The organism is Dactylosporangium sp. NPDC005555, assembly GCF_040605635.1.
Lineage (GTDB): Bacteria > Actinomycetota > Actinomycetes > Mycobacteriales > Micromonosporaceae > Dactylosporangium.
Genome location: NZ_JBEXDG010000001.1, coordinates 44,346 through 63,230, shown reverse-complemented (window position 1 = coordinate 63,230; position 18,885 = coordinate 44,346). Strand labels below are relative to the sequence as shown.

Below are 18,885 nucleotides of genomic sequence, written 5' to 3'. Positions count from 1 at the left end.
GTCGGTCACGAGCGATCGGCGCTCGGGTTTCGGTAGGCTGTCGGACGTGCTGACCATCGACGCCGCGATCCTCGACGCGATCGTTGCGCACGCCCGCCGGGACCATCCCGACGAGGCGTGCGGGATCGTCGCGGGTCCGCTCGGCTCGGACACGCCGGCCAGGCACGTGCCGATGGAGAATGCCGCCCGCTCGATGACGTTCTACGAGTTCGACTCGAAGGAGCAGCTGCGGCTGTGGCGCGAGATGGACGACGCGGACGAGGAGCCGGTGGTCGTCTACCACTCGCACACCGCCACCGAGGCCTATCCGTCGCGGACGGACGTGTCCTTCGCGGGTGAGCCGAATGCGCACTATCTGCTGGTTTCGACCCGCGACCCGGAGCAGACCGAGATCAGGTCGTTCCGCATCGTGGACGGAGCCGTCACCGAAGAGCCGGTTCAGGTAGTTAATGCAGTCGTGGACTCACACGCCGTCCAGTCATATCTCTTCGGGCAGAGCCCGACGACCGTCGACTACGAGTGTCGCGCAGGCAGCTGACCGCCATCTGCCGTCGGCACCGCATCCAGTCGAGTCCAGTCGTCCTGTTCGCACGCTCGTACACAAGAGGAAATGATCATGGCTATCGAGGTTCGCATCCCGACCATCCTGCGCAGCTACACCGGCGGTGCCAAGACCGTCGAGGGCGCCGGCGACACCATCGCCGACCTGCTCGCCGACCTGGACACCCGGCACTCGGGCATCAAGGCCCGCCTGCTGACCCCGGAGGGCGCCCTGCACCGCTTCGTCAACGTCTACATCAACGACGAGGACGTCCGCTTCCTGGGCGCCCTGGACGCGAAGCTCAACGACGGCGACTCGGTGACGATCCTGCCCGCCGTCGCGGGTGGCGCGTTCGCGTTCGCGGCCGCCCACGCCCTGCGGGGCTGATCTTCGTGGCGCGCTACGAGTCGGTGCTCGAGGCGTGCGGAAACACGCCGCTCATCGGGTTGCCCAGGTTGTCCCCGAGTCCCGAGGTCCGCTTGTGGGCCAAGCTCGAGGACCGCAACCCGACGGGCAGCGTGAAGGACCGGGTCGCGTTGTGGATGGTGAAGGCGGCCGAGGAAGCGGGCCGCCTCCGCCCCGGCGACACGATCATCGAGCCGACCAGCGGCAACACCGGCATCGCCCTGGCGATGGTGGCGAAGCTGCGCGGTTACCGGCTGGTCTGCGTCATGCCCGAGAACGTCTCGTCCGAGCGCACGACGCTGCTGCGGATGTACGGTGCGGAGATCATCTTCTCGGAGGCGGCCGGCGGGTCCAACCGGGCCGTGGTCGTGGCCAAGGAGATCGCCGCGGAGCACCCCGACTGGGTGATGCTCTACCAGTACGGCAACGAGGCCAACGCCCGGGCGCACTACGAGTCGACCGGTCCGGAGATCCTCCGGGACATGCCGACCATCACGCACTTCGTGGCCGGTCTCGGCACCACGGGCACGCTCATGGGCATCGGGCGCTACCTTCGCGAGAAGGTCGAGGACATCGAGATCATCGCCGCCGAGCCGCGTTATGGCGAGCTGGTCTACGGGCTGCGCAACCTCGACGAGGGCTACGTCCCAGAGCTGTACGACGCGAAGGTCCTCACCCGGCGGTTCTCCGTCGGCACCCGTGACTCGGTGCTGCGCACCCGGCAGCTGGTCGAGGTCGAGGGCATGTTCGTGGGCTTCTCCGCCGGCGCGGTGCTGCACGCCGCGCTCGCCGTCGCGCACCAGGCGCTCAAGGCGGGCAAGCGGGCCGACGTGGTGTTCCTGGTCGCCGACGGCGGCTGGAAGTACCTGTCGACCGGCGCCTACGGTGGCACCCTCGCCGAGGCGGAGTCCGCGCTCGACGGCCAGCTCTGGGCCTGACGCGGCCCGGCCGCCGCGGTTCTCGCCGGCACGGTGTCGAGCGGCGGCCCGGCCGCCGCTCGACAGACCTCAGAGCCCGGTCACGATCCAGCCGAGCAGCAGGCTCACCGACGCCGCACCCAGCAGCGCGAACGGCAGCCGCCGCTTGTGCACGCTGGCGAACGCGGCGATCGTGCACACCAGCCCGATCAGCCCGATGACGGTGACGGTCGGCGCGTACCAGGCCCGGGACGCGCTGACCAACCCGACGAACGCCCGCAGCGCCACCGCCATCCCGCCCAGCCCGAGCGCCGCCGCCCAGCCGCACACGGCGGCCAGGTGCCGCGGCTCCGGCGCGGGGTCCCGCTCGGTCGGCAGCCGGAAGGCATCGGGGAGATGCCGGCGCAGCCGTCTGGTCGTCCTGGACACGTCGACGGGCACGTCCACTCCTGGGGTCGTTTGGTGGCTTACGAATCCCAACGACCCGGCGCACTCCGCGTCACGCAACCCTGTCACGTTGGCGACATCTGCCGTCCGATCGTTCAGCCTTGCCTGTCAGTCCGGCGTAGGCTGCGCCTCGTGACGGACTTGCCCATCGGCAGCAACCGGCCGGGCAACCCCCGCCGGTGCAGTCCGTCCGCACCCGGTAGCTGTGGCGGTGCCGTCATCCGGCATCACAGGCCCACGAACTATCCTCACGTGACCGGCGTGATCCACACTGGCGCGCCAGCCATGGTCAGCGCGACCAGAGCGATGGGAGACAGCGTCTTGGCGTTGTTGGTAGGGGAAGCATGAGGCTCACCGTTCTCGGCTGCGCCGGCAGCTTCCCGGGTCCCGAGGCGCCCTGCTCGGCGTATCTCGTGGAGGCCGACGGATTCCGGCTCCTCATCGACTTCGGCCCCGGCTCGATGTCGACACTGCAGCGCTTCTCCGGCCTGTACAACGTCGACGCCATCCTGCTGACGCACCTACACTGCGATCACATGCTCGACGCGTGCTCCTACATCGTGGCCCGGCGCTACGCACCGTCCGGCCCCCTGCCGCCGCTGCCGGTCTACGCCCCGGTCGCCGCCCCGGAGCGCATCTCCGCGGCGTACGGCGGGGAGAACGAACCCATGGCGATCAGCGACGTCTACACGTTCTACTCGCTGCAGCCGGGCAGCTTCCCGATCGGCCCGCTCCACGTCACCGTCGACCGGGTCAACCACCCGATAGAGACCTATGGCGTGCGCATCGAGCACGGCGGGCGGGTCATCACGTACTCCGCCGACACCGCCGCCTGCGACCAGCTGATCCGGCTGGCCCAGGGCGCGGACCTGTTCCTGTGCGAGGCCAGCTACCTCGACGGCGCCGACAACCCGCCGGACCTGCACCTCACCGGGCGCGAGGCGGCCGAGCACGCCACCAAGGCCGAGGTCGGCAAGCTCCTGCTGACCCACCTGGTGCCGGCGTGGGGGAGCGAGGCGCTCACCCTGGAGGCCGCCAGGGCCGCCTTCGACGGGCCGATCGACATCGTCAGGCCGGGCGCGAGGTACGACATTTAGGCCGTGTATTTAGGCAGGGTTTGCCGATTCGTCAGTCGATGGTGGCCGCACGCACGGTCTTCGCCCCCATGGTGACGGCATGCGGATCGCGATCGTCACCGAATCGTTCCCGCCCGATGTGAACGGCGTCGCCCACTCCGTCGTCCGGGTCGCCGAGCACCTCGTCGCGCGTGGCCACGAGCCCCTCGTGATCGCCCCCCAGCCCTCCTCCGGGGCGCGGTCGGTCACCGGCGCTTTCCCGTACGAGATCATCCGGGTCCCCTCGGTCGCCACCCCCGGCTACGGGACCTTCCGCCTCGGGCTGCCCAGCCGCCGCCTCGCCGCCGCGTTACGCGCCCATCGCACCGACCTGGTCCACCTCGCCAGCCCATTCGTGCTCGGCGCGCGCGGCATGACCGTCGCCGCGTCGCTCGGGCTGCCGACCGTCGCGGTGTACCAGACGGACGTGCCCGCCTACGCCCGCCTGTACTACCACTCCGGCCTCGGCGAGCAGGCCGCGTGGCGGTGGCTGCGCCGCATCCACAACGCCGCCGACCGGACCCTCGCACCGTCGACGGCGGCCGCCACCGCCCTGCACAGCCACGGCATCGAACGGGTCTGGCTGTGGCGCCGCGGCGTCGACGCCGCCCGCTTCGACCCCGGCCGCCGCAGTCCCGCCCTCCGCCGGGCGCTGCTCGGCACCGACCGGTCCGTGCTGGTCGGCTACGTCGGCCGGCTCGCCGTGGAGAAGCGGGTCGACCTGCTCGCGCCGCTGAGCCGCATCCCCGGCGTCCGCGTCGTGGTCGTCGGCGACGGCCCCGCCCGCCCGGCGCTGGAGCGCGCCATGCCCGGCGCGGTCTTCCTGGGCGAGCGCCGGGGCGACCAGCTCGCCCGCCTCTATGCCAGCCTCGACGTCTTCGCGCACACCGGACCGTTCGAGACGTTCGGGCAGACCGTCCAAGAGGCCCTGGCGTCAGGTGTACCGGTGGTCGCGCCGGCCCAGGGCGGCCCCCTCGACCTGGTCGACGACAAGCGCACGGGGCTGCTCGTGCCGCCCTGCGACGCCGCCGCGCTCACCGACGCCGTCGCCGGCCTCGTCGCCGACCCCGAGCGGCGGCAGTCGATGGGGCTCGCCGCCCGGGTCGCCGTCGCCTCCCGCAGCTGGTCCGCCGTCGGCGACGAGCTGATCCGGCACTACGCCGACGTGCTGTCCCGGTCCGGAGCGACGGCCGTGCCGGCGGTGAGCGCGTGAGGATCGTCCGCCTGGCGAACTTCGTCATGCCCCGGTCCGGCGGCCTGCGGACCGCCCTGCGCGCCCTCGGCGAGGGCTATGTCGCCGCCGGGCACGAGTCGATCCTGATCGTGCCCGGCGAGGAGCACTCCGACGTGTCCGACGCGCAGGGCCGGGTGATCACGCTGCCCGGCCCCGTCGTGCCCGGCACCGGCGGCTACCGGGTCCTCATCCACCGGCGCCGGCTCGCCAAGCTCCTCGACCGGCTCCAGCCGGACCGGCTCGAGGTCTCCGACCGCTTCACGCTGCGCTGGACCGGCCGGTGGGCGCGCGATCGGGGCATCCCCGCCGTCATGGTGTCCCATGAGAGCCTCGCCGGGCTGCTCAGCTTCGCCGGCCCGGTCGGCGCCGCCTGCGCGGACCTGCTCAACGCCCGCAGCCACCGCGCCTACGACCAGATCCTGTGCACCACCGCCTGGGCCGCGGCCGAGTTCGACCGGATCGGCGCGGGCAACCTCGTCCGCGTCCCCCTCGGCGTCGACCTCGGTCTCTTCCACCCCTCGCGGGCGTCGCCGGCGCTGCGGGAGCGGTACGCGACCCCGGACCAGGTGCTGCTCGTGCACTGCGGGCGGCTGTCGACCGAGAAGCGCCCCGAACGATCCGTCGAGGCCCTCATCGCCCTGCGCGCCCGCGGTGTCGACGCGGTGCTGGTGGTCGCCGGCGACGGCCCGCTGCGCCCCCGGCTGCAGGAGCAGGCCCGCGGGCACGCCGTGCACTTCATGGAGTTCGTCGCCGACCGCACCGCCGTCGCGGGACTCCTCGCCACCGCGGACGTGGTCCTGGCGCCCGGCCCGATCGAGACGTTCGGGCTGGCCGCCCTGGAGGCCCTCGCCTGCGGGACCCCCGTCGTGGTCTCCTCGGCCTCCGCCCTGCCCGAGGTCGTCGGCGACGCCGGAGCAGCCGTCCTCTCCGATTTCGCGGCAGGTGTACTGGAGGTGCTCGCCCGACCGGCGGACGAGCGAAGGGCCGCCGCCCGCACCCGGGCCACCACCTTCTCGTGGCCGGCCTCGGTCGCCGGCTTCCTCACCGCGCACGGCGCCGCGGCTCCCGTCGTGGCGGGTGTGCCGTGACGCGATGTGTCCCTGGGGGTGTGTCGTGACGGTTTTCGTGGCGCTCGGCGACTCGACCACCGTCGGCTTCGGTGACCGGATGCCCGACGGGTCCTGGCGCGGCTGGGCACCGATCCTCGCCGCCGCGATCGGCGCCCGCCTGCACAACATCGCCCGCAGCGGCGCGCAGACCACCGACGTCGTCACCGAGCAGCTGCCGCACGCCCTCGACCTGCGCCCCGACGTCGCCGCCGTGCTCGTCGGCACCAACGACACGCTGCGCAGCCCCTTCGACCCTTCCCGGGTCGCGGTGAACCTGGAACGCGCCGTGTCCGCCCTGCGCGCCCACGGCGCCGAGGTCCTCACCATCCGGCTGCCCGACCCCGGGCGCATGTTCGGGCTGCCCGGCCCGCTCGCCCGTCCCCTCGCCCGCCGGATGCGCGACCTCAACGCCGCGGCCGACCTCGTCGCCGCCCGGCACGACACGGTGCACTTCGACGCGGCGGCCGATCCCGACTCGTACGACCGCCGCATGTGGAGCGTCGACCGGCTCCACCCGAGCGAGCGCGGCCACCGCTTCCTCGCCTGCTCGTTCTTCGACCTGCTCACCGCCCGCCTCGGGGCCGGCATCGGCACCCGCCCGGACCCGTCGCCGAGCAGCCCGCCGCCGACGCGCTCCGCGCAGGCGTGGTGGATGGCGACCCAGGGCACCCGCTGGATGATCCGCCGCTCGACGGACCTGCTGCCGGGACTGCTCGGCCTCGCGTACGGCGAACTGCGCCGGCCCTCCGACCTGTCCGCCGACCTCTCCGCCGACCTGGCCCCGGGGCTGTCGCTGCCGGACAGGGTGGCTTGACTAGGCTGGACCGCATGGCTCGACCGGATGCTCGCGCAGCAGATCAACTTCGACCCGTATCGATCACCCGCCAGTGGAGCATGCACCCGGAGGGGTCCGTGCTCGTCGAGTTCGGCAACACCCGGGTGCTCTGCACGGCCAGCGTCACCGAGGGGGTGCCGCGCTGGCGCAAGGGCTCCGGCCTCGGCTGGCTCACGGCCGAATACGCGATGCTGCCCCGCGCCACCACCACCCGCAACGACCGGGAGAGCGTCAAGGGCAAGATCGGCGGGCGCACCCACGAGATCTCCCGCCTCATCGGCCGCAGCCTCCGCGCCTGCATCGACCTCAAGGCCCTCGGCGAGAACTCGATCGTCCTGGACTGCGACGTCCTGCAGGCCGACGGCGGCACCCGCACCGCCGCCATCACCGGCGCCTACGTCGCACTGCACGACGCCGTGGCGTATCTGGCCGCCAACAAGAAACTCGCCGGCAAGCCCGCGCAGGTCCTGCACCGCTCCGTCGCCGCCGTCAGCGTCGGCATCATCGCCGGCGAGCCGCGCCTGGACCTCTGCTACGAGGAAGACGTCATCGCCGACGTCGACATGAACGTCGTCTGCACCGGCACCGGTGACTTCGTCGAGGTCCAGGGCACCGGCGAGCAGGCTGTCTTCTCCCGTGCCGAGCTCGACCTCCTCGTCGACCTGGGCGCCCTCGGCTGCGCCGAGCTCACCACCCTGCAGCAGAAGGCGATCGCCGGATGAGGCTGCTGCTCGCGACCCGCAACAAGAAGAAGCTCGTCGAGCTGCGCCGGGTCCTCGCCGAGTCGGCCCCGCACGTCGAGCTCGTCGGCCTCGACGACGTGCCGGCGTATCCCGAGTCGCCGGAGACCGGCCTCACCTTCGAGGACAACGCCCTGCTCAAGGCCCGCGAGGCGGCCACCGTCACCGGCCTGCCCAGCGTCGGCGACGACTCCGGCCTGGCCGTCGACGCCCTCAACGGCATGCCCGGCGTCTTCAGCGCCCGTTGGTCAGGCCTGCCCAGCGGCACCCCCGACCGCGACGGCGCCAACCTCCGCCTGGTCCTAGCCCAGGTCGGCGACGTCCCCGACGAGCACCTGGGCGCCGCCTTCGTCTGCGCCGCCGCCCTCGTCTGGCCCGACGGCCGCGAGCAGGTCTTCCACGGCGAGATGCGCGGCCGGCTGATCAGGACCCCGCGGGGCGACGGCGGCTTCGGCTACGACCCCGTCTTCGTCGCCGACGGCCACGACCTGACCACCGCCGAACTCGCCCCCGCCGAGAAGGACGCCATCAGCCACCGCGGCAAGGCCTTCCGCGCCCTGGCCGCGACTCTCTGACCTTCCCCACCGGCCGCCGGCCCTCGACCGCCGGCCGGTGGGCGCCGGGCGTCGGGCGTCGGCCCTTGACCACACGGCCCTTAACCATCCCGGCATTTGACTGGTTGGCCCTCGACGGTTGGCCCTCGTCGGTCGGGTCTCGTCGGTCGGGTCTCGGCCGGCGGCCCTCGTCGGTCGGCTCTTGACCGGCGGTCCTCGTTGGTCGGCGGCGGCTCTCTGCGGCTGGCCGGGCCTCCGCGGTCGGCGGCGGACCGCCGCGGCTGGGCGGCGGCTGCCCCTCGGCTCTGACGCGGTCAGACCTCGGTCTGATCGACAGGAACTGCGCTCTCGGCCAGTCCCTGTCGATCAGGCCGAACCCGTCACGGCGTGACTCAGGCCAGGGTGCCGACCTCCCGTTCGATGGCGGTCAGCAGGTCGCGGCCCGAGACCGTGGAGCGGACGGCCTCCAGGACGGGGGCGAGGAACACGTCCGGTCCGGGCTGGCCCGCGTGCTCCTCGACCGCCGCCATCGCGATCCGCCCCGCCACCGACGGTGTGAGGGGAGCGCGCAGTTGCAGACCTCGTACCGCGGACAAGAGCTCCACCGCGAGAATGCTGCACAGGTTGTCCAGCACGGTGCGCAGCTTGCGGGTCGCGGCCCAGCCCATCGAGACGTGATCCTCCTGCATGCCCGACGTCGGCAGCGAGTCGACGCTGGCCGGGGACGCGAGCCGCCGGTTCTCCGCGACGATGCCGGCCGCCGTGTACTGCGCGATCATCAGCCCCGAGTTCACCCCCGCGTCGGGGGTCAGGAAAGGCGGCAGGTCCCGGGACCGGCACACGTCGAGCATCCGGTCGACACGCCGCTCGGCGATCGCGCCCACCTCCGCCGCCGCGATCGCGAGGTAGTCCGCGGCGAACCCGAGCGGCGCGCCGTGGAAGTTGCCGGTCGACTCGACCCGGCCGTCGGTGAGCACGACCGGGTTGTCGACGATCGACAGCAGCTCCCGGGCGGCGACGGTCGCCGCGAAGTCGAGCGTGTCCCGTGCGGCGCCCGCGACCTGCGGGGCGCAGCGCATCGAGTACGCGTCCTGCACGGCGTGCTCGAGGTCGTCGCGGTGCGAGTCCATGATCGGCGAGTCCTGCAGCAGCCGGTGCAGGTTGGCGGCGGAGGCGGCCTGCCCGGGATGCGGCCGGATCGTGTGCAGCTCGGGCATGAACGGCCGGTCCGAGCCGAGCATCGCCTCGATCGACAGCGCGGCGGTGACGTCGGCCATCGTGAACAGGTGCGCCGCGTCGGCGATCGCCAGCAGCAGCATGCCGAGCATGCCGTCGGTGCCGTTGATCAGCGCGAGGCCTTCCTTCGACGACAGGGCGATCGGGCTGACCCCCGCGTCGACGGCGCTGATCCGGGTGCCGTCCTTGGCGAGGACCCAGCCCTCGCCGATGAGGACCAGTGCGCAGTGGGCCAGGGGCGCGAGGTCCCCGGACGCGCCGAGTGAGCCGTGCTGCGGCACCCACGGCGTGATGTCCGCGTTCAGCAGGTCGGCCAGGCCCGCGGCGATCTCCGGCCGTACACCCGAACGACCCATGGCAAGGGAGCGGATCCGCAGCAGCATCATCGCCCTGACCACTTCCCGCGGCATGGGCGCGCCGATGCCGGCCGCGTGCGAGCGGATCAGCGCGTGCTGCAGCTCGGCGCGGCGTTCCGGGGCGATGAACGTGTTGGCCAGCGCGCCGAACCCGGTGGACACGCCGTACACCGGCCGGCCGTCACGCTCGATGGCGTCGACGATCGACCGGCTGGCGCGCATCGCGTCGAGCGCGTCCTGCGCGAGGGTCACCCGCGCGTTGCCCCGCGCGACCGCGATGAGGTCGGCGGGGGTGATGCCTGAGGCGGTGACGGTGATCAAACCAGCTCCCCATTGAGCATGACGGTGGATACGAGGGGCACACCCGGCCGGTACGCCAGATGCAGATACGAAGGCGCGTCGAGGATCACGAGGTCGCCACGCGAGCCGACCCGCAACTGCCCGACGTCGTCCCGGCGCAGCGCCGCGGCGCCGCCGGAGGTGGCCGCGAGCACCGCTTCCGCCGGCGTCATCGCCATCTCCCGGACCGCGAGAGCCACACAGAACGGCATCGACGTCGTATACGACGACCCGGGGTTGCAGTCCGTGGCGAGCGCGACCGTCGCCCCGGCGTCGAGCAGCGCACGCGCGGGTGGATACGGCGACCGCGTCGAGAACTCCGCCCCGGGCAGCAGCGTCGCCACGGTCGCGGACCCGGCGAGCGCCGCGATGTCCGCCGGCGTCAGGTGCGTGCAGTGGTCCGCGGACGCCGCCCCGAGCTCGACGGCCAACTGTACCCCTGGCCCGGCCGTCAACTGGTTGGCGTGGATCCGGGTGCCGAGCCCCGCCGCCGCGCCGACGGTCAGGATGGCGCGCGAGTGGTCCGCGTCGAACGCGCCCCGCTCGCAGAACACGTCCACCCACCGCGCCCCGGCGGCCCTGGCCGCGGTCAGCATCGGCCCGCAGACGAGACTCACGTAGTCGTCGGTCCGCCCCGCGTATTCGGCCGGCACCACGTGCGCGCCGAGAAACGTCGTCTCGGCAGTGAACTCCCGCGCGACCCGCAACGACCGCGCCTCGTCCGCGACGGTCAGCCCGTACCCCGACTTGATCTCCATCGTGGTGGTGCCCTGCCGCAACGCCTCACCCCGCAACCGGGCCACGTTGGTCCGCAGCTGCTCGTCGCCGGCCGCTCTGGTCGCCCCGACGGTCGTGCGGATGCCGCCGCCCGTGTACGCCTCGCCCGCCATCCTCGCCGCGAACTCCGCCGCCCGGTCCCCGGCGAACACCAGGTGCGCGTGACTGTCGACGAACCCTGGCAGCACCGCACCCCCGCCAGCGTCGACCCTGGCGTCGGCGGCCGGCGCGTCCACGGCCCGCCCGATCCACGCGACCTTCCGGTCATCGACGACGATCGCCGCCTGCCGCCGGATGCCCAGTGGCCCCTCACCCTGCCCCGGCACACACGTGACGAGCTCGCCGATGTTGGTGACCAGGATCGCTCTCATCGCACCCCGCCCCTGGTGTACGACCCTGCGCCAACCTCAGCGACGACGCCGCTTCCCGGCAGACAGGCAATGAGCGCATCGCTGCCATCAAGGGCGGCGCCGCTCCCCGGCGCACGGGTGGCGAGCGTGGTGTCACCGTCGGGGGTGGCGCTGTTCTGCGGCTTGCGGGTGGCGGGCGTGGTGCCGCTGCCGGGGGCGGCGCTGCCCCCCGGCACACGGGTGGTGAGCGTGGTGTCGCTGGTGGGGGTGGCGCTGTTCTGCGGCGTGCGGATGGTGAGGGTGCCGATGGTGGTGGCCCGGATCGCCGTCATCGCGGGTGCCTGCCGGAGAGTGCTGACCGGTCGATGGCGTGCAGGGCGGCGGTCAGCGCGGCGCCGACGTCGGGGACGGTGAGGTGGACGCCGTCGCGGACGATGACTCGGCCGTCGGCGACGACGTGGCGGACGTCGGCGGCGGTCGCGGCGAACATCACCGCGGCGGGGTCGCAGCCGGCGGTGCGGGGTGAGGTCAGGGAGATCGTGACGAGGTCGGCGCGGGCACCCGCCGTGATGCCGCCGGCGTCGGTCCAGCCGAGGGAGGCGTGGCCGGTGGCGGTCGCGGCGGTGACCAGGTCGGCGCCGGTGAAGTGGCCGCGGTGCTCGGTGTGCAGCCGCTCGTGCATCTCGACGCCGCGGGCCTCCTCGAACGGGTCGATCACCGCGTGGCTGTCGCTGCCGAGCGACAGCGGGCTGCCCGCGTCGACGAGGGCCCACGCGTGGCCGATGCCGTCGGCGAGGTCGCGCTCGGTGGTGGGGCAGAAGCACACGCCGGTGCCGGTGTCGCCGAGCTCGGCCCGGTCGGTGTCGGTGAGGTGGGTGGCGTGGACGGCGGTCACCCTCGGGCCTGTCAGTCCCCGGTCGGCGAGCAGCTCCGTCGGGGTGCGCCCGTGGACGGCCAGACAGGCGTCGTTCTCGGCGCGCTGCTCCGACAGGTGCACGTGCGTCGGCACGTCCTCGGTGAGCCGCGCGAACTCACCCAGCGCGTCCGCCGGCACTGCCCGCACGCTGTGCGCGGCGGCGCCGATCTTCGCGTGCGGCTGAGCCTTGAGCCGCGCCACGCGCTCCGCCCACCCGTCGACGCCGGTGTCGCCGAAGCGCGACTGGACCCCTTCGAGCGGCCTTCCGTCGACGCTCGAGGTCAGGTACAGCGTGTCGAGCAGCGTGATCCGGATGCCCGCCTCGCCCGCTGCGGCGATCAACGCCTCGCCCATCGCGTTGGGGTCGTCGTACGCCGTCCCACCCGGTCCGTGGTGCAGGTAGTGGAACTCGCCGACGCACGTGATGCCGGCCAGGGCCATCTCGGCGTACACGGCCCGGGCGAGACGGTGATAGGCGTCGGGGTCGAGGGCGGCGGCCACCGAGTACATCTGCTCGCGCCACGTCCAGAACGTGCCCCGTCCACCATGGGTCCGCCCGCGCAACGCCCGGTGGAACGCATGCGAATGCGCGTTGGCGAACCCTGGCAGCGTCACCCCCGGCAACCGGACCGCATCGAGCCCGTCGCCCGCGGTGCCGGGCGTGACCGTGGCGAACCTGCCGTCCACCACCTCGATCAGCACATCGGCCGCGACCCCACCGGGCAACCACGCCCACGCGCAGTGAAACCGCAGCACCCCCGCGCCCCCGCCGGAGCCCGCACCCGGCGACATGGCCGAAGCGACCGGCGGCCCCGAAGCCGAGGCGGCCGACGGCCCCGAAGCCGAAACGGCCGACGGCCCCGAAGCCGAAACGGCCGGCGGGCCCGAAGCGGAAACGGAAGCAGCCGGCGGACCCGAAGCCGAAGCCGAAGCGGCCGGCGGGCCCGAAGCCGAGTCCGAAGGACGGGTCATCGGCACAGCCGGGCGAGCAGGTCGGTGAGCTTCTCGACGCCGACCGCGCAGTCCGCATCCGACGCCGACTCCTGCGGCGCGTGCGAGATCCCGGTCGGGTTGCGCACGAACAGCATGCCGGTGTCGACGTGCTTGGACAGGACGCCCGCGTCGTGGCCGGCGCCGGTCGCCAGGACGGGGGCGCCGAGCTCCAGCGCCGCGAGCCGGCTCACGTCGCCGGTGAACGCGACCTCGCCCGTGACCGACTCCGGTGAGAGGGTGACGTGGGTGCCGTCGTGGCGGGCGCGCTCCTCGGCCCGGTGCTGGATCGCGGCGACGAGCCGGTCGAGGGTGTCGGCGTCGGAGGCCCTCGCGTCGAGCCAGGCCGAGGCGCGGGCGGCGATCGCGTTGGTCGCGTTGGGCGCGACGTCGACCCGGCCGACGGTCGCGTGGGCGCCGTGCGCCCGGGCGGTCTCGTCGGCGGCGAGGACGGTGTGGGCGAGGGTCAGCATCGGGTCGTGCCGGTCGCGCATCCTGGTGGTGCCGGCGTGGTTGGCCTCGCCCGAGAAGTCGAGCCGGTAGCGCCCGTGCGGCCAGATCCCGCTCGCCACCCCGACGGGCGCGTCGAGCACGTCGAGGGCGCGGCCCTGCTCGACATGAAGCTCGACGAAGGCGCCGATGCGGGCGAGCCGCGCGGGGTCGGGGCCGAGCGCGTCGACGTCGAGGCCGGCCTTGCCCATGGCCTCGGCCAGGTAGGTGCCGTCGCGGTCGCGCAGCCGCAGCGCCTGCGCCGGGTCGAACGCGCCGGTGAGCAGCCGCGAGCCCAGGCACGGCACGCCGAAGCGGGCGCCCTCCTCCTCGGTGAAGACCACCACGGCCAGGGGCCGGGACGGGGTCACGCCCCGCTCGCGGAGCCGGTCGACGGCGAGCAGCCCGGAGACGACGCCGAGCGGCCCGTCATAGCCACCGCCGTGCGGCACCGAGTCGAGGTGGCTGCCGGTGACGACGGCACCCTCGCCCTCGGGGGAGCCCCACCATGCCCACAGGTTGCCGTTGCGGTCGACCTCCACCTCGAGGTCGCGGTCGAGGGCCTCCTCGACGAACCACTCCCGGCAGACCATGTCGGCGTCGGTCCACGAGTGCCGCAGATAGCCACCGTCGCCGCCGGCCATGCCGATGGGGCTGAGCGACCCCCACAGTGCGGCGAACCGTTCCCCCGTCATCGTCATGCTGTCTCTCCCATCGGCACCCGGAGCCCGGTCCGCCCGGCGACCTCGGCGGCTTCGTCATAGCCGGCGTCGACGTGCCGCAGCACGCCCATCGCCGGGTCATTGGTGAGCACCCTGGCCAGCTTCTGCGCCGCGAGCTCGGTGCCGTCGGCGACGGACACCTGCCCCGCGTGCAGCGACCGGCCGATGCCGACGCCACCACCGTGGTGGATCGACACCCACGACGCGCCGGAGGCCGTGTTGACCAGCGCGTTGAGCAGTGGCCAGTCGGCGATCGCGTCGGAGCCGTCGCGCATCGCCTCGGTCTCCCGGTAGGGCGAGGCGACGGACCCGGTGTCGAGGTGGTCGCGGCCGATCACCAGCGGCGCGTCGACGGTGCCGTCGGCGACCATCTCGTTGAACCTCAGGCCGGCCTTGTCCCGCTCGCCCTGCCCGAGCCAGCAGATCCTGGCGGGCAGTCCCTGGAACGCGACCCGCTCGCCGGCCATGCGGATCCAGCGGTGCAGCGAGTCGTTGTCGGGGAAGAGGTCGAGCACGGCCCGGTCGGTGGCGGCGATGTCGGCCGGGTTGCCCGACAGGGCGGCCCAGCGGAACGGCCCCTTCCCCTCGCAGAACAGCGGCCGGATGTAGGCGGGCACGAACCCGGGGAACGCGAACGCCCGGTCGAACCCGCCCAGCTGCGCCTCGCCGCGGATCGAGTTGCCGTAGTCGAAGACCTCGGAGCCCCGGTCGAGGAACCCGACCATGGCCTCGACGTGCCGGGCCATCGAGTGCCGGGCCCGCTCGGTGAACTCCTCGGGCTTCTTCGCCGCGTAGTCGGCGGCGTCGCCGGGCTCGATCCCGATCGGCACATAGGACAGCGGGTCGTGCGCGGATGTCTGGTCGGTGACGATGTCGACCGGCACGCCCAGGCGCAGCAGCTCGGGCAGCAGCAGCGCGGCGTTGCCGACGACGCCGACCGACAGCGCCCGGCGGGCGGTCTGCGCCTCGGCCGCGAGCCGCACCCCCTCTTCGAGCGAGTCGGCGACGACGTCGAGATAGCGGGTCGCGACCCGCCGCTCCAGGCGTGCCCGGTCGACGTCGACGATCAGGCAGGCCCCACCGTTCATGGTGACGGCGAGGGGCTGGGCGCCGCCCATGCCGCCGCAGCCGGCGGTGAGCGTCAGCGTGCCGGCGAGGGTGCCGCCGAAGTGCTTCTCCGCCACCGCGGCGAACGTCTCATAAGTGCCCTGCAGGATGCCCTGGGTGCCGATGTAGATCCACGAGCCGGCGGTCATCTGCCCATACATGGTGAGGCCGAGCGCCTCGAGCCGCCGGAACTCGGGCCAGGTCGCCCAGTCGCCGACCAGGTTGGAGTTGGCGATCAGCACCCGCGGCGCCCACTCGTGGGTCTGCAGCACGCCGACGGGGCGGCCGGACTGCACCAGCATCGTCTCGTCGGGCGCGAGGGTGGTGAGGGTGCGCACCAGCGCCCGGAACGACGGCCAGTCGCGCGCGGCCTTGCCCGTGCCGCCATAGACGACCAGGTCCTGCGGCCGCTCGGCGACGTCGGGGTCGAGATTGTTCATCAGCATGCGCAGCGCGGCTTCCTGCTGCCAGCCGCGGGCCGTCAGCTTGGTGCCGCGAGGGGCACGGACCGTCTCCATGGGACTCCTCGGGTTAGGGCAGGAAGACCTGGCGGGTGGCGGCGGACCGCTCGAACGACTCGAGGCGGGCCTGGGTCTCCGTCGGCGCGGCGTCGCACATGGCCTGCAGCAGCATCGTCATCATCGCCGTCGGCGCGCTGTGGGAGTCGAACACCAGCCGCGACCCGACGGCCGCGGGCAGGACGAGGTCGGACTCGGCCGCGGCCGGGCTGACCGGCGAGTCGGTGACGGTCACGACCGTGAGACCCGCTGCGCGTGCCTCGCGCAGCGCGTCGACCGCCTCGCGCGGATACCGGGGCAGCACAAACGCCAGCATGGCAACTGCGCCCGCCGCGCGTGCCTGATCCAGCCGATCCGCCAGCAGACTGCCGTGCTCGTGCAGCGGGCGCACGTCGGGGTGGACCTTCGCGGCGAAATAGCTGAACGCGGTGGCCAGCGCGCGGGCGGCCCGCATGCCGAACACGGGCAGCGGCCGGCTGCCGATCAGCAGCTTGCCCGCCGCGGCGAGCGGCGCCGGATCGGCGAGCGCGTCGGCGAGTCGCTGCAGATTGGCGATCTCGGCGGCCAGGGCCTGCTGGAACTGGTTGGTGTCGGCCTCGACCGGCTCGTCGTCGCGGGGCGGGCGGTGCTGATAGCCGTCGAAGGTGACCCTGATCTCGTCGCGGAGCGCGTGATAGCCGTCGAAGCCCAGCGCGGTGGCGAACCTGGTGACCGACGGCTGGCTCACCCCGGCGAGCGACGCCACGTCGCCGCTGGAGAGATAGCCCGCCTGGCCGGCGTTGTCGACCAGGCAGCGGGCGATGCGCCGCTGGGCGGGCGTGAGGCGCTGCCCGTCGAACAGCTCCAGCAGCCGTCGCTCCATCTCCGTGGTCATGCCTCGAATGTAAGACTCGTTTCAGAGCTCAGTCAAGCGCATCAAGTCATTCAAAGTGTTGCCCAACCCGGGCCCCGGCGTGCGAGGCTGACATGGTGCGGCTGACGTATCTGGCTACGTATCCCATCAAGAGCTGCTACCGGGTGGAGGCGGACTCCGCCCAGGTGGAGCCCTGGGGGCTGGCGGGCGACCGCCGCTGGCTCGTCGTCGACGACCACGCGAAGCTGGTCACCCAGCGCGACACCCCGCCGCTCGGCAGGATCCGGCCCGAGCCGCGCGACGGCGGCCTCCTGCTGCGCGCGCCCGGCATGCAGGAGCTCTGGGTCCCGTTCCCCGGCGGCAGCACCGTCGACGTCAAACACTTCTTCCTGTGGATCGCGGCCACCCCCGCCGGTACACACGCGGACCAATGGATCTCGGAGGTGATCGGCCGTCCGGTCACGCTCGTCCATCTCGACGACCCGACCCGCCGGCCGGTGGAGCCGGACTTCAGCGAGCCCGGCGACACGGTCAGCTTCGCCGACGGCTTCCCGCTGCTGCTGGCCAATGCCGCCTCGCTCGACGCCGTCAACGACTGGCTGGTCGAGGACGGCGACGACCCGGTCGAGATGACCCGCTTCCGGCCCAACGTCGTCGTCAGCGGCGCGCCCGCCTGGGCCGAGGACGGCTGGATCGGCGGCCGGATCGTCATCGGCGACGTGCCGTTCCGCGTGCCGAAGGCGTGCAGCCGCTGCGTCATGACCACCCTCGACCCCGAGACCGGGGAGAAGGGTCGCCAGCCGCTGCGCGTCCTCGGCAAGCGCCGACGCTTCCCGGAAGGCCTGCTGTTCGGCGTCAACCTCATCCCGGACCACGAGGGCAAGATCGCCGTGGGTGACGAGGTGATCGTGGCATAACGGGCCCGGCGGGGCGGGTGACGCGTCATGATCAAGGGGTGACACCCCTGCGGGTCCGGCCCCACCTCGCCGAGATCCTCGACCGGACCGCGCACGTGGTGCTGACGTTCAGCGTGCTCGGCAACCTGCTGCCCGAGCCCGAGGCGGTCGCCAGGCAGGTCCGCGAGATGCTGCTCGACACGGGCCATCAGATGTCGATCCTGGTCGGCGCCGGCGACAACCCGTTCGACATGCTCGCCGAGGCGTACACCGCCGGCGAGGACCTCGGCAGGCGCGCCGAGCAGCTCGTCCACGACGCGGAGCTCGACGCCGCCGGCCGGGCGCCCATCACGGCGGGCGCGCCCGAACTGCTCGACGCGTGCCGCGCCACCGGCCGCGCCGTCACCGTCTACGCGCCGCACAGCGAGTCGTCGGTGGGGCGGTTCCTGCACCTGCACGGCCTGCGTGCCCTGGTCGGGCCGGCGCTGGGGCGCGGCTTCGCGATGCGGCATCCCGCGATCCGCACGATGGCTCCGGTACTGGAGGCGATCGGCGCCCACCCGGGGGAGACGGCGGTGGTGTGCGCCACGTTCTCCGCCATGTCCGCGACGCAACGGGCCGGCGCCCACGCCATCGGCGTCGAACGCATCCGCGAGCCCCGCAAGATGCTGCACGGCGGCGAGGGCAGCAACGCCGTCGTCCAGTCGCTGACCCACCTCGCCGAAGCGGTCAGGGCACGCGCCGTCTGAGCCGGCGCCTCTGGTAGAACAACGCGCGTGTCATTTCTGCTGTGGTCGGGACAAGCCGTCGGGCACCGCCGCGCCGCCGTCGGAGCGCTCGTCGGGGTGGCCTGCGCCGCGGGCGCGGTGACGCTGTTCCCGGACCACCCGTTCGACCGCCCGAAGACCCTGGCGGCCGCCGTGCTGCTGTCGGTCGCCGCGGTCGCCGCCATGGTCTGGGCCGCGGCGATGGCGCACGTCGGCGTCCAGATCAGCATGTACAACGTGCGCATCCGCCACGGTCTGCTGCCGATGCCACCGATCACGGTGCCGCTGCGCATGGTCAACAGCCTGCGCGCCGTCGACGTGCGGCCGAGCCTCGCCCAGCGCTGGGGGTGGACCTGGATTCCCGGCCGTGGGAGGGCCGTCATCGTGCGGCCAGGGCCCGCGCTGCTGTTCGACTTCGCCGGTCGCGAGTTCACGGTCAGCGTCGACGACCCCGAGGTGGCCGAGGCGGCGCTCAACCGGATGCGCAGCTCCGCGCGCTGAGACCGGGAATTGGTGAAGCCCGGGGAGTATCCATCCCCGGGCCTCGGTTTGCCGCCCAATTGCACACACCGGCACGTTTAAGGTCGCAGATCAGCTTGACAGCGTCGCGCTCTGCGATTGAGCTATCGGGCCGTGGTTGGAGGCCCGAACGGGAGTTGAACCCGTAGCCTC

21 protein-coding genes are annotated in these 18,885 nt (G+C 73.0%); 13 read left to right on the top strand and 8 right to left on the bottom strand.

The window, feature by feature from the left end; translation table 11 throughout:
- The first annotated feature begins 46 nt into the window (after nt 1–46).
- The 3 genes from ABZS58_RS00350 (at nt 47) to ABZS58_RS00340 (ending at nt 1,884) form a co-directional block, all read left to right on the top strand.
- The gene (locus ABZS58_RS00350) at nt 47–538 is read left to right on the top strand and encodes a M67 family metallopeptidase (protein ID WP_354776007.1); all 492 of its coding nucleotides are present in this window, start codon (nt 47–49) and stop codon (nt 536–538) included.
- A gap of 78 nt (nt 539–616) precedes the next feature.
- Entirely contained in the window at nt 617–928 is a 312-nt protein-coding gene (locus tag ABZS58_RS00345; RefSeq protein ID WP_354776005.1) for a MoaD/ThiS family protein, read from the top strand.
- A 5-nt stretch (nt 929–933) separates the two neighbouring features.
- The gene (locus ABZS58_RS00340; protein WP_354776003.1) at nt 934–1,884 is read left to right on the top strand and encodes a cysteine synthase; all 951 of its coding nucleotides are present in this window, start codon (nt 934–936) and stop codon (nt 1,882–1,884) included.
- Nucleotides 1,885–1,953: 69 nt separating this feature from the next.
- On the opposite strand, the gene ABZS58_RS00335 is transcribed toward ABZS58_RS00340, so the two are convergent.
- The gene (locus ABZS58_RS00335; protein WP_354776001.1) at nt 1,954–2,304 is read right to left on the bottom strand and encodes a hypothetical protein; all 351 of its coding nucleotides are present in this window, start codon (nt 2,302–2,304) and stop codon (nt 1,954–1,956) included.
- 350 nt (nt 2,305–2,654) lie between these two features.
- Here ABZS58_RS00335 and ABZS58_RS00330 point away from each other — a divergent pair, with 350 nt between their 5' ends.
- From ABZS58_RS00330 to rdgB, 6 genes are all read left to right on the top strand, one after another.
- A complete protein-coding gene (locus ABZS58_RS00330) occupies nt 2,655–3,407 on the top strand; it encodes an MBL fold metallo-hydrolase (protein ID WP_354775999.1) in 753 nt (250 codons plus the stop codon).
- 79 nt (nt 3,408–3,486) lie between these two features.
- The gene (locus ABZS58_RS00325) at nt 3,487–4,638 is read left to right on the top strand and encodes a glycosyltransferase family 1 protein (protein ID WP_354775997.1); all 1,152 of its coding nucleotides are present in this window, start codon (nt 3,487–3,489) and stop codon (nt 4,636–4,638) included.
- Complete coding sequence (locus ABZS58_RS00320; protein ID WP_354775995.1) at nt 4,635–5,747, top strand: glycosyltransferase; 1,113 nt, start codon at nt 4,635–4,637, stop codon at nt 5,745–5,747. Before ABZS58_RS00325 ends, ABZS58_RS00320 begins: the two co-directional genes overlap by 4 nt.
- A gap of 25 nt (nt 5,748–5,772) precedes the next feature.
- A complete protein-coding gene (locus tag ABZS58_RS00315; protein WP_354775993.1) occupies nt 5,773–6,582 on the top strand; it encodes an SGNH/GDSL hydrolase family protein in 810 nt (269 codons plus the stop codon).
- 14 nt (nt 6,583–6,596) lie between these two features.
- A complete protein-coding gene (gene rph, locus ABZS58_RS00310) occupies nt 6,597–7,325 on the top strand; it encodes a ribonuclease PH (RefSeq protein WP_354775991.1) in 729 nt (242 codons plus the stop codon).
- Nucleotides 7,322–7,918: an RdgB/HAM1 family non-canonical purine NTP pyrophosphatase gene (gene rdgB / locus ABZS58_RS00305; protein WP_354775989.1), complete on the top strand. Its 597-nt coding sequence runs from the start codon at nt 7,322–7,324 to the stop codon at nt 7,916–7,918. Before rph ends, rdgB begins: the two co-directional genes overlap by 4 nt.
- 371 nt (nt 7,919–8,289) lie before the next feature.
- Here the strand turns inward: rdgB and hutH are convergent, their stop codons facing one another.
- From hutH to ABZS58_RS00285, 4 genes are read right to left on the bottom strand one after another with little or no spacing between them, the layout of a single operon-like run.
- Nucleotides 8,290–9,810 carry a histidine ammonia-lyase gene (hutH, locus tag ABZS58_RS00300; RefSeq protein WP_354775987.1) on the bottom strand — a complete coding sequence of 507 codons (1,521 nt, stop codon included), beginning with the start codon at nt 9,808–9,810 and terminating at the stop codon, nt 8,290–8,292.
- On the bottom strand, nt 9,807–10,976 hold the full coding sequence (gene hutI / locus ABZS58_RS00295; RefSeq protein ID WP_354775985.1) for an imidazolonepropionase: 1,170 nt from the start codon (nt 10,974–10,976) through the stop codon (nt 9,807–9,809). The genes hutH and hutI overlap by 4 nt, the downstream gene beginning before the upstream one ends.
- The gene (locus tag ABZS58_RS00290; protein WP_354775983.1) at nt 10,973–11,287 is read right to left on the bottom strand and encodes a hypothetical protein; all 315 of its coding nucleotides are present in this window, start codon (nt 11,285–11,287) and stop codon (nt 10,973–10,975) included. The genes hutI and ABZS58_RS00290 overlap by 4 nt, the downstream gene beginning before the upstream one ends.
- The gene (locus ABZS58_RS00285) at nt 11,284–12,663 is read right to left on the bottom strand and encodes a formimidoylglutamate deiminase (protein ID WP_354775981.1); all 1,380 of its coding nucleotides are present in this window, start codon (nt 12,661–12,663) and stop codon (nt 11,284–11,286) included. The genes ABZS58_RS00290 and ABZS58_RS00285 overlap by 4 nt, the downstream gene beginning before the upstream one ends.
- Between ABZS58_RS00285 and ABZS58_RS00280 the strand changes: the two genes are divergently transcribed.
- Complete coding sequence (locus ABZS58_RS00280) at nt 12,662–12,871, top strand: hypothetical protein (protein WP_354775979.1); 210 nt, start codon at nt 12,662–12,664, stop codon at nt 12,869–12,871. The genes ABZS58_RS00285 and ABZS58_RS00280 overlap by 2 nt on opposite strands.
- On the opposite strand, the gene ABZS58_RS00275 is transcribed toward ABZS58_RS00280, so the two are convergent.
- The 3 genes from ABZS58_RS00275 to ABZS58_RS00265 are packed head-to-tail and all read right to left on the bottom strand — an operon-like array spanning nt 12,840 to nt 16,571.
- Nucleotides 12,840–14,045 (bottom strand): allantoate amidohydrolase, encoded by a 1,206-nt coding sequence (locus ABZS58_RS00275; RefSeq protein WP_354776771.1) that lies wholly within the window; start codon nt 14,043–14,045, stop codon nt 12,840–12,842. The genes ABZS58_RS00280 and ABZS58_RS00275 overlap by 32 nt on opposite strands.
- Before the next feature lie 2 nt (nt 14,046–14,047).
- A complete protein-coding gene (gene hutU / locus ABZS58_RS00270) occupies nt 14,048–15,697 on the bottom strand; it encodes a urocanate hydratase (protein ID WP_354775977.1) in 1,650 nt (549 codons plus the stop codon).
- Between the two features lie 13 nt (nt 15,698–15,710).
- Nucleotides 15,711–16,571 (bottom strand): MurR/RpiR family transcriptional regulator, encoded by an 861-nt coding sequence (locus ABZS58_RS00265; RefSeq protein ID WP_354775976.1) that lies wholly within the window; start codon nt 16,569–16,571, stop codon nt 15,711–15,713.
- Nucleotides 16,572–16,663: 92 nt separating this feature from the next.
- Here ABZS58_RS00265 and ABZS58_RS00260 point away from each other — a divergent pair, with 92 nt between their 5' ends.
- From ABZS58_RS00260 to ABZS58_RS00250, 3 genes are read left to right on the top strand one after another with little or no spacing between them, the layout of a single operon-like run.
- Complete coding sequence (locus tag ABZS58_RS00260; RefSeq protein ID WP_354775974.1) at nt 16,664–17,467, top strand: MOSC N-terminal beta barrel domain-containing protein; 804 nt, start codon at nt 16,664–16,666, stop codon at nt 17,465–17,467.
- A 38-nt stretch (nt 17,468–17,505) separates the two neighbouring features.
- A complete protein-coding gene (locus tag ABZS58_RS00255; RefSeq protein WP_354775972.1) occupies nt 17,506–18,195 on the top strand; it encodes a hypothetical protein in 690 nt (229 codons plus the stop codon).
- A gap of 27 nt (nt 18,196–18,222) precedes the next feature.
- The gene (locus ABZS58_RS00250) at nt 18,223–18,714 is read left to right on the top strand and encodes a hypothetical protein (protein ID WP_354775970.1); all 492 of its coding nucleotides are present in this window, start codon (nt 18,223–18,225) and stop codon (nt 18,712–18,714) included.
- Nucleotides 18,715–18,885 lie beyond the last annotated feature (171 nt).

Coding starts and splice junctions, on each gene's coding strand:
- ABZS58_RS00285 (WP_354775981.1), bottom strand. CDS start 12,663: ATGTCGCCGGGTGCGGGCTCCGGCGGGGGCGCGGGGGTGCTGCGGTTT.
- ABZS58_RS00325 (WP_354775997.1), top strand. CDS start 3,487: ATGCGGATCGCGATCGTCACCGAATCGTTCCCGCCCGATGTGAACGGC.
- ABZS58_RS00260 (WP_354775974.1), top strand. CDS start 16,664: ATGGTGCGGCTGACGTATCTGGCTACGTATCCCATCAAGAGCTGCTAC.
- rph (WP_354775991.1), top strand. CDS start 6,597: ATGGCTCGACCGGATGCTCGCGCAGCAGATCAACTTCGACCCGTATCG.
- ABZS58_RS00345 (WP_354776005.1), top strand. CDS start 617: ATGGCTATCGAGGTTCGCATCCCGACCATCCTGCGCAGCTACACCGGC.
- ABZS58_RS00290 (WP_354775983.1), bottom strand. CDS start 11,287: ATGACGGCGATCCGGGCCACCACCATCGGCACCCTCACCATCCGCACG.
- ABZS58_RS00280 (WP_354775979.1), top strand. CDS start 12,662: ATGGCCGAAGCGACCGGCGGCCCCGAAGCCGAGGCGGCCGACGGCCCC.
- ABZS58_RS00275 (WP_354776771.1), bottom strand. CDS start 14,045: ATGACGGGGGAACGGTTCGCCGCACTGTGGGGGTCGCTCAGCCCCATC.
- hutU (WP_354775977.1), bottom strand. CDS start 15,697: ATGGAGACGGTCCGTGCCCCTCGCGGCACCAAGCTGACGGCCCGCGGC.
- ABZS58_RS00330 (WP_354775999.1), top strand. CDS start 2,655: ATGAGGCTCACCGTTCTCGGCTGCGCCGGCAGCTTCCCGGGTCCCGAG.
- ABZS58_RS00265 (WP_354775976.1), bottom strand. CDS start 16,571: ATGACCACGGAGATGGAGCGACGGCTGCTGGAGCTGTTCGACGGGCAG.
- hutI (WP_354775985.1), bottom strand. CDS start 10,976: ATGAGAGCGATCCTGGTCACCAACATCGGCGAGCTCGTCACGTGTGTG.
- rdgB (WP_354775989.1), top strand. CDS start 7,322: ATGAGGCTGCTGCTCGCGACCCGCAACAAGAAGAAGCTCGTCGAGCTG.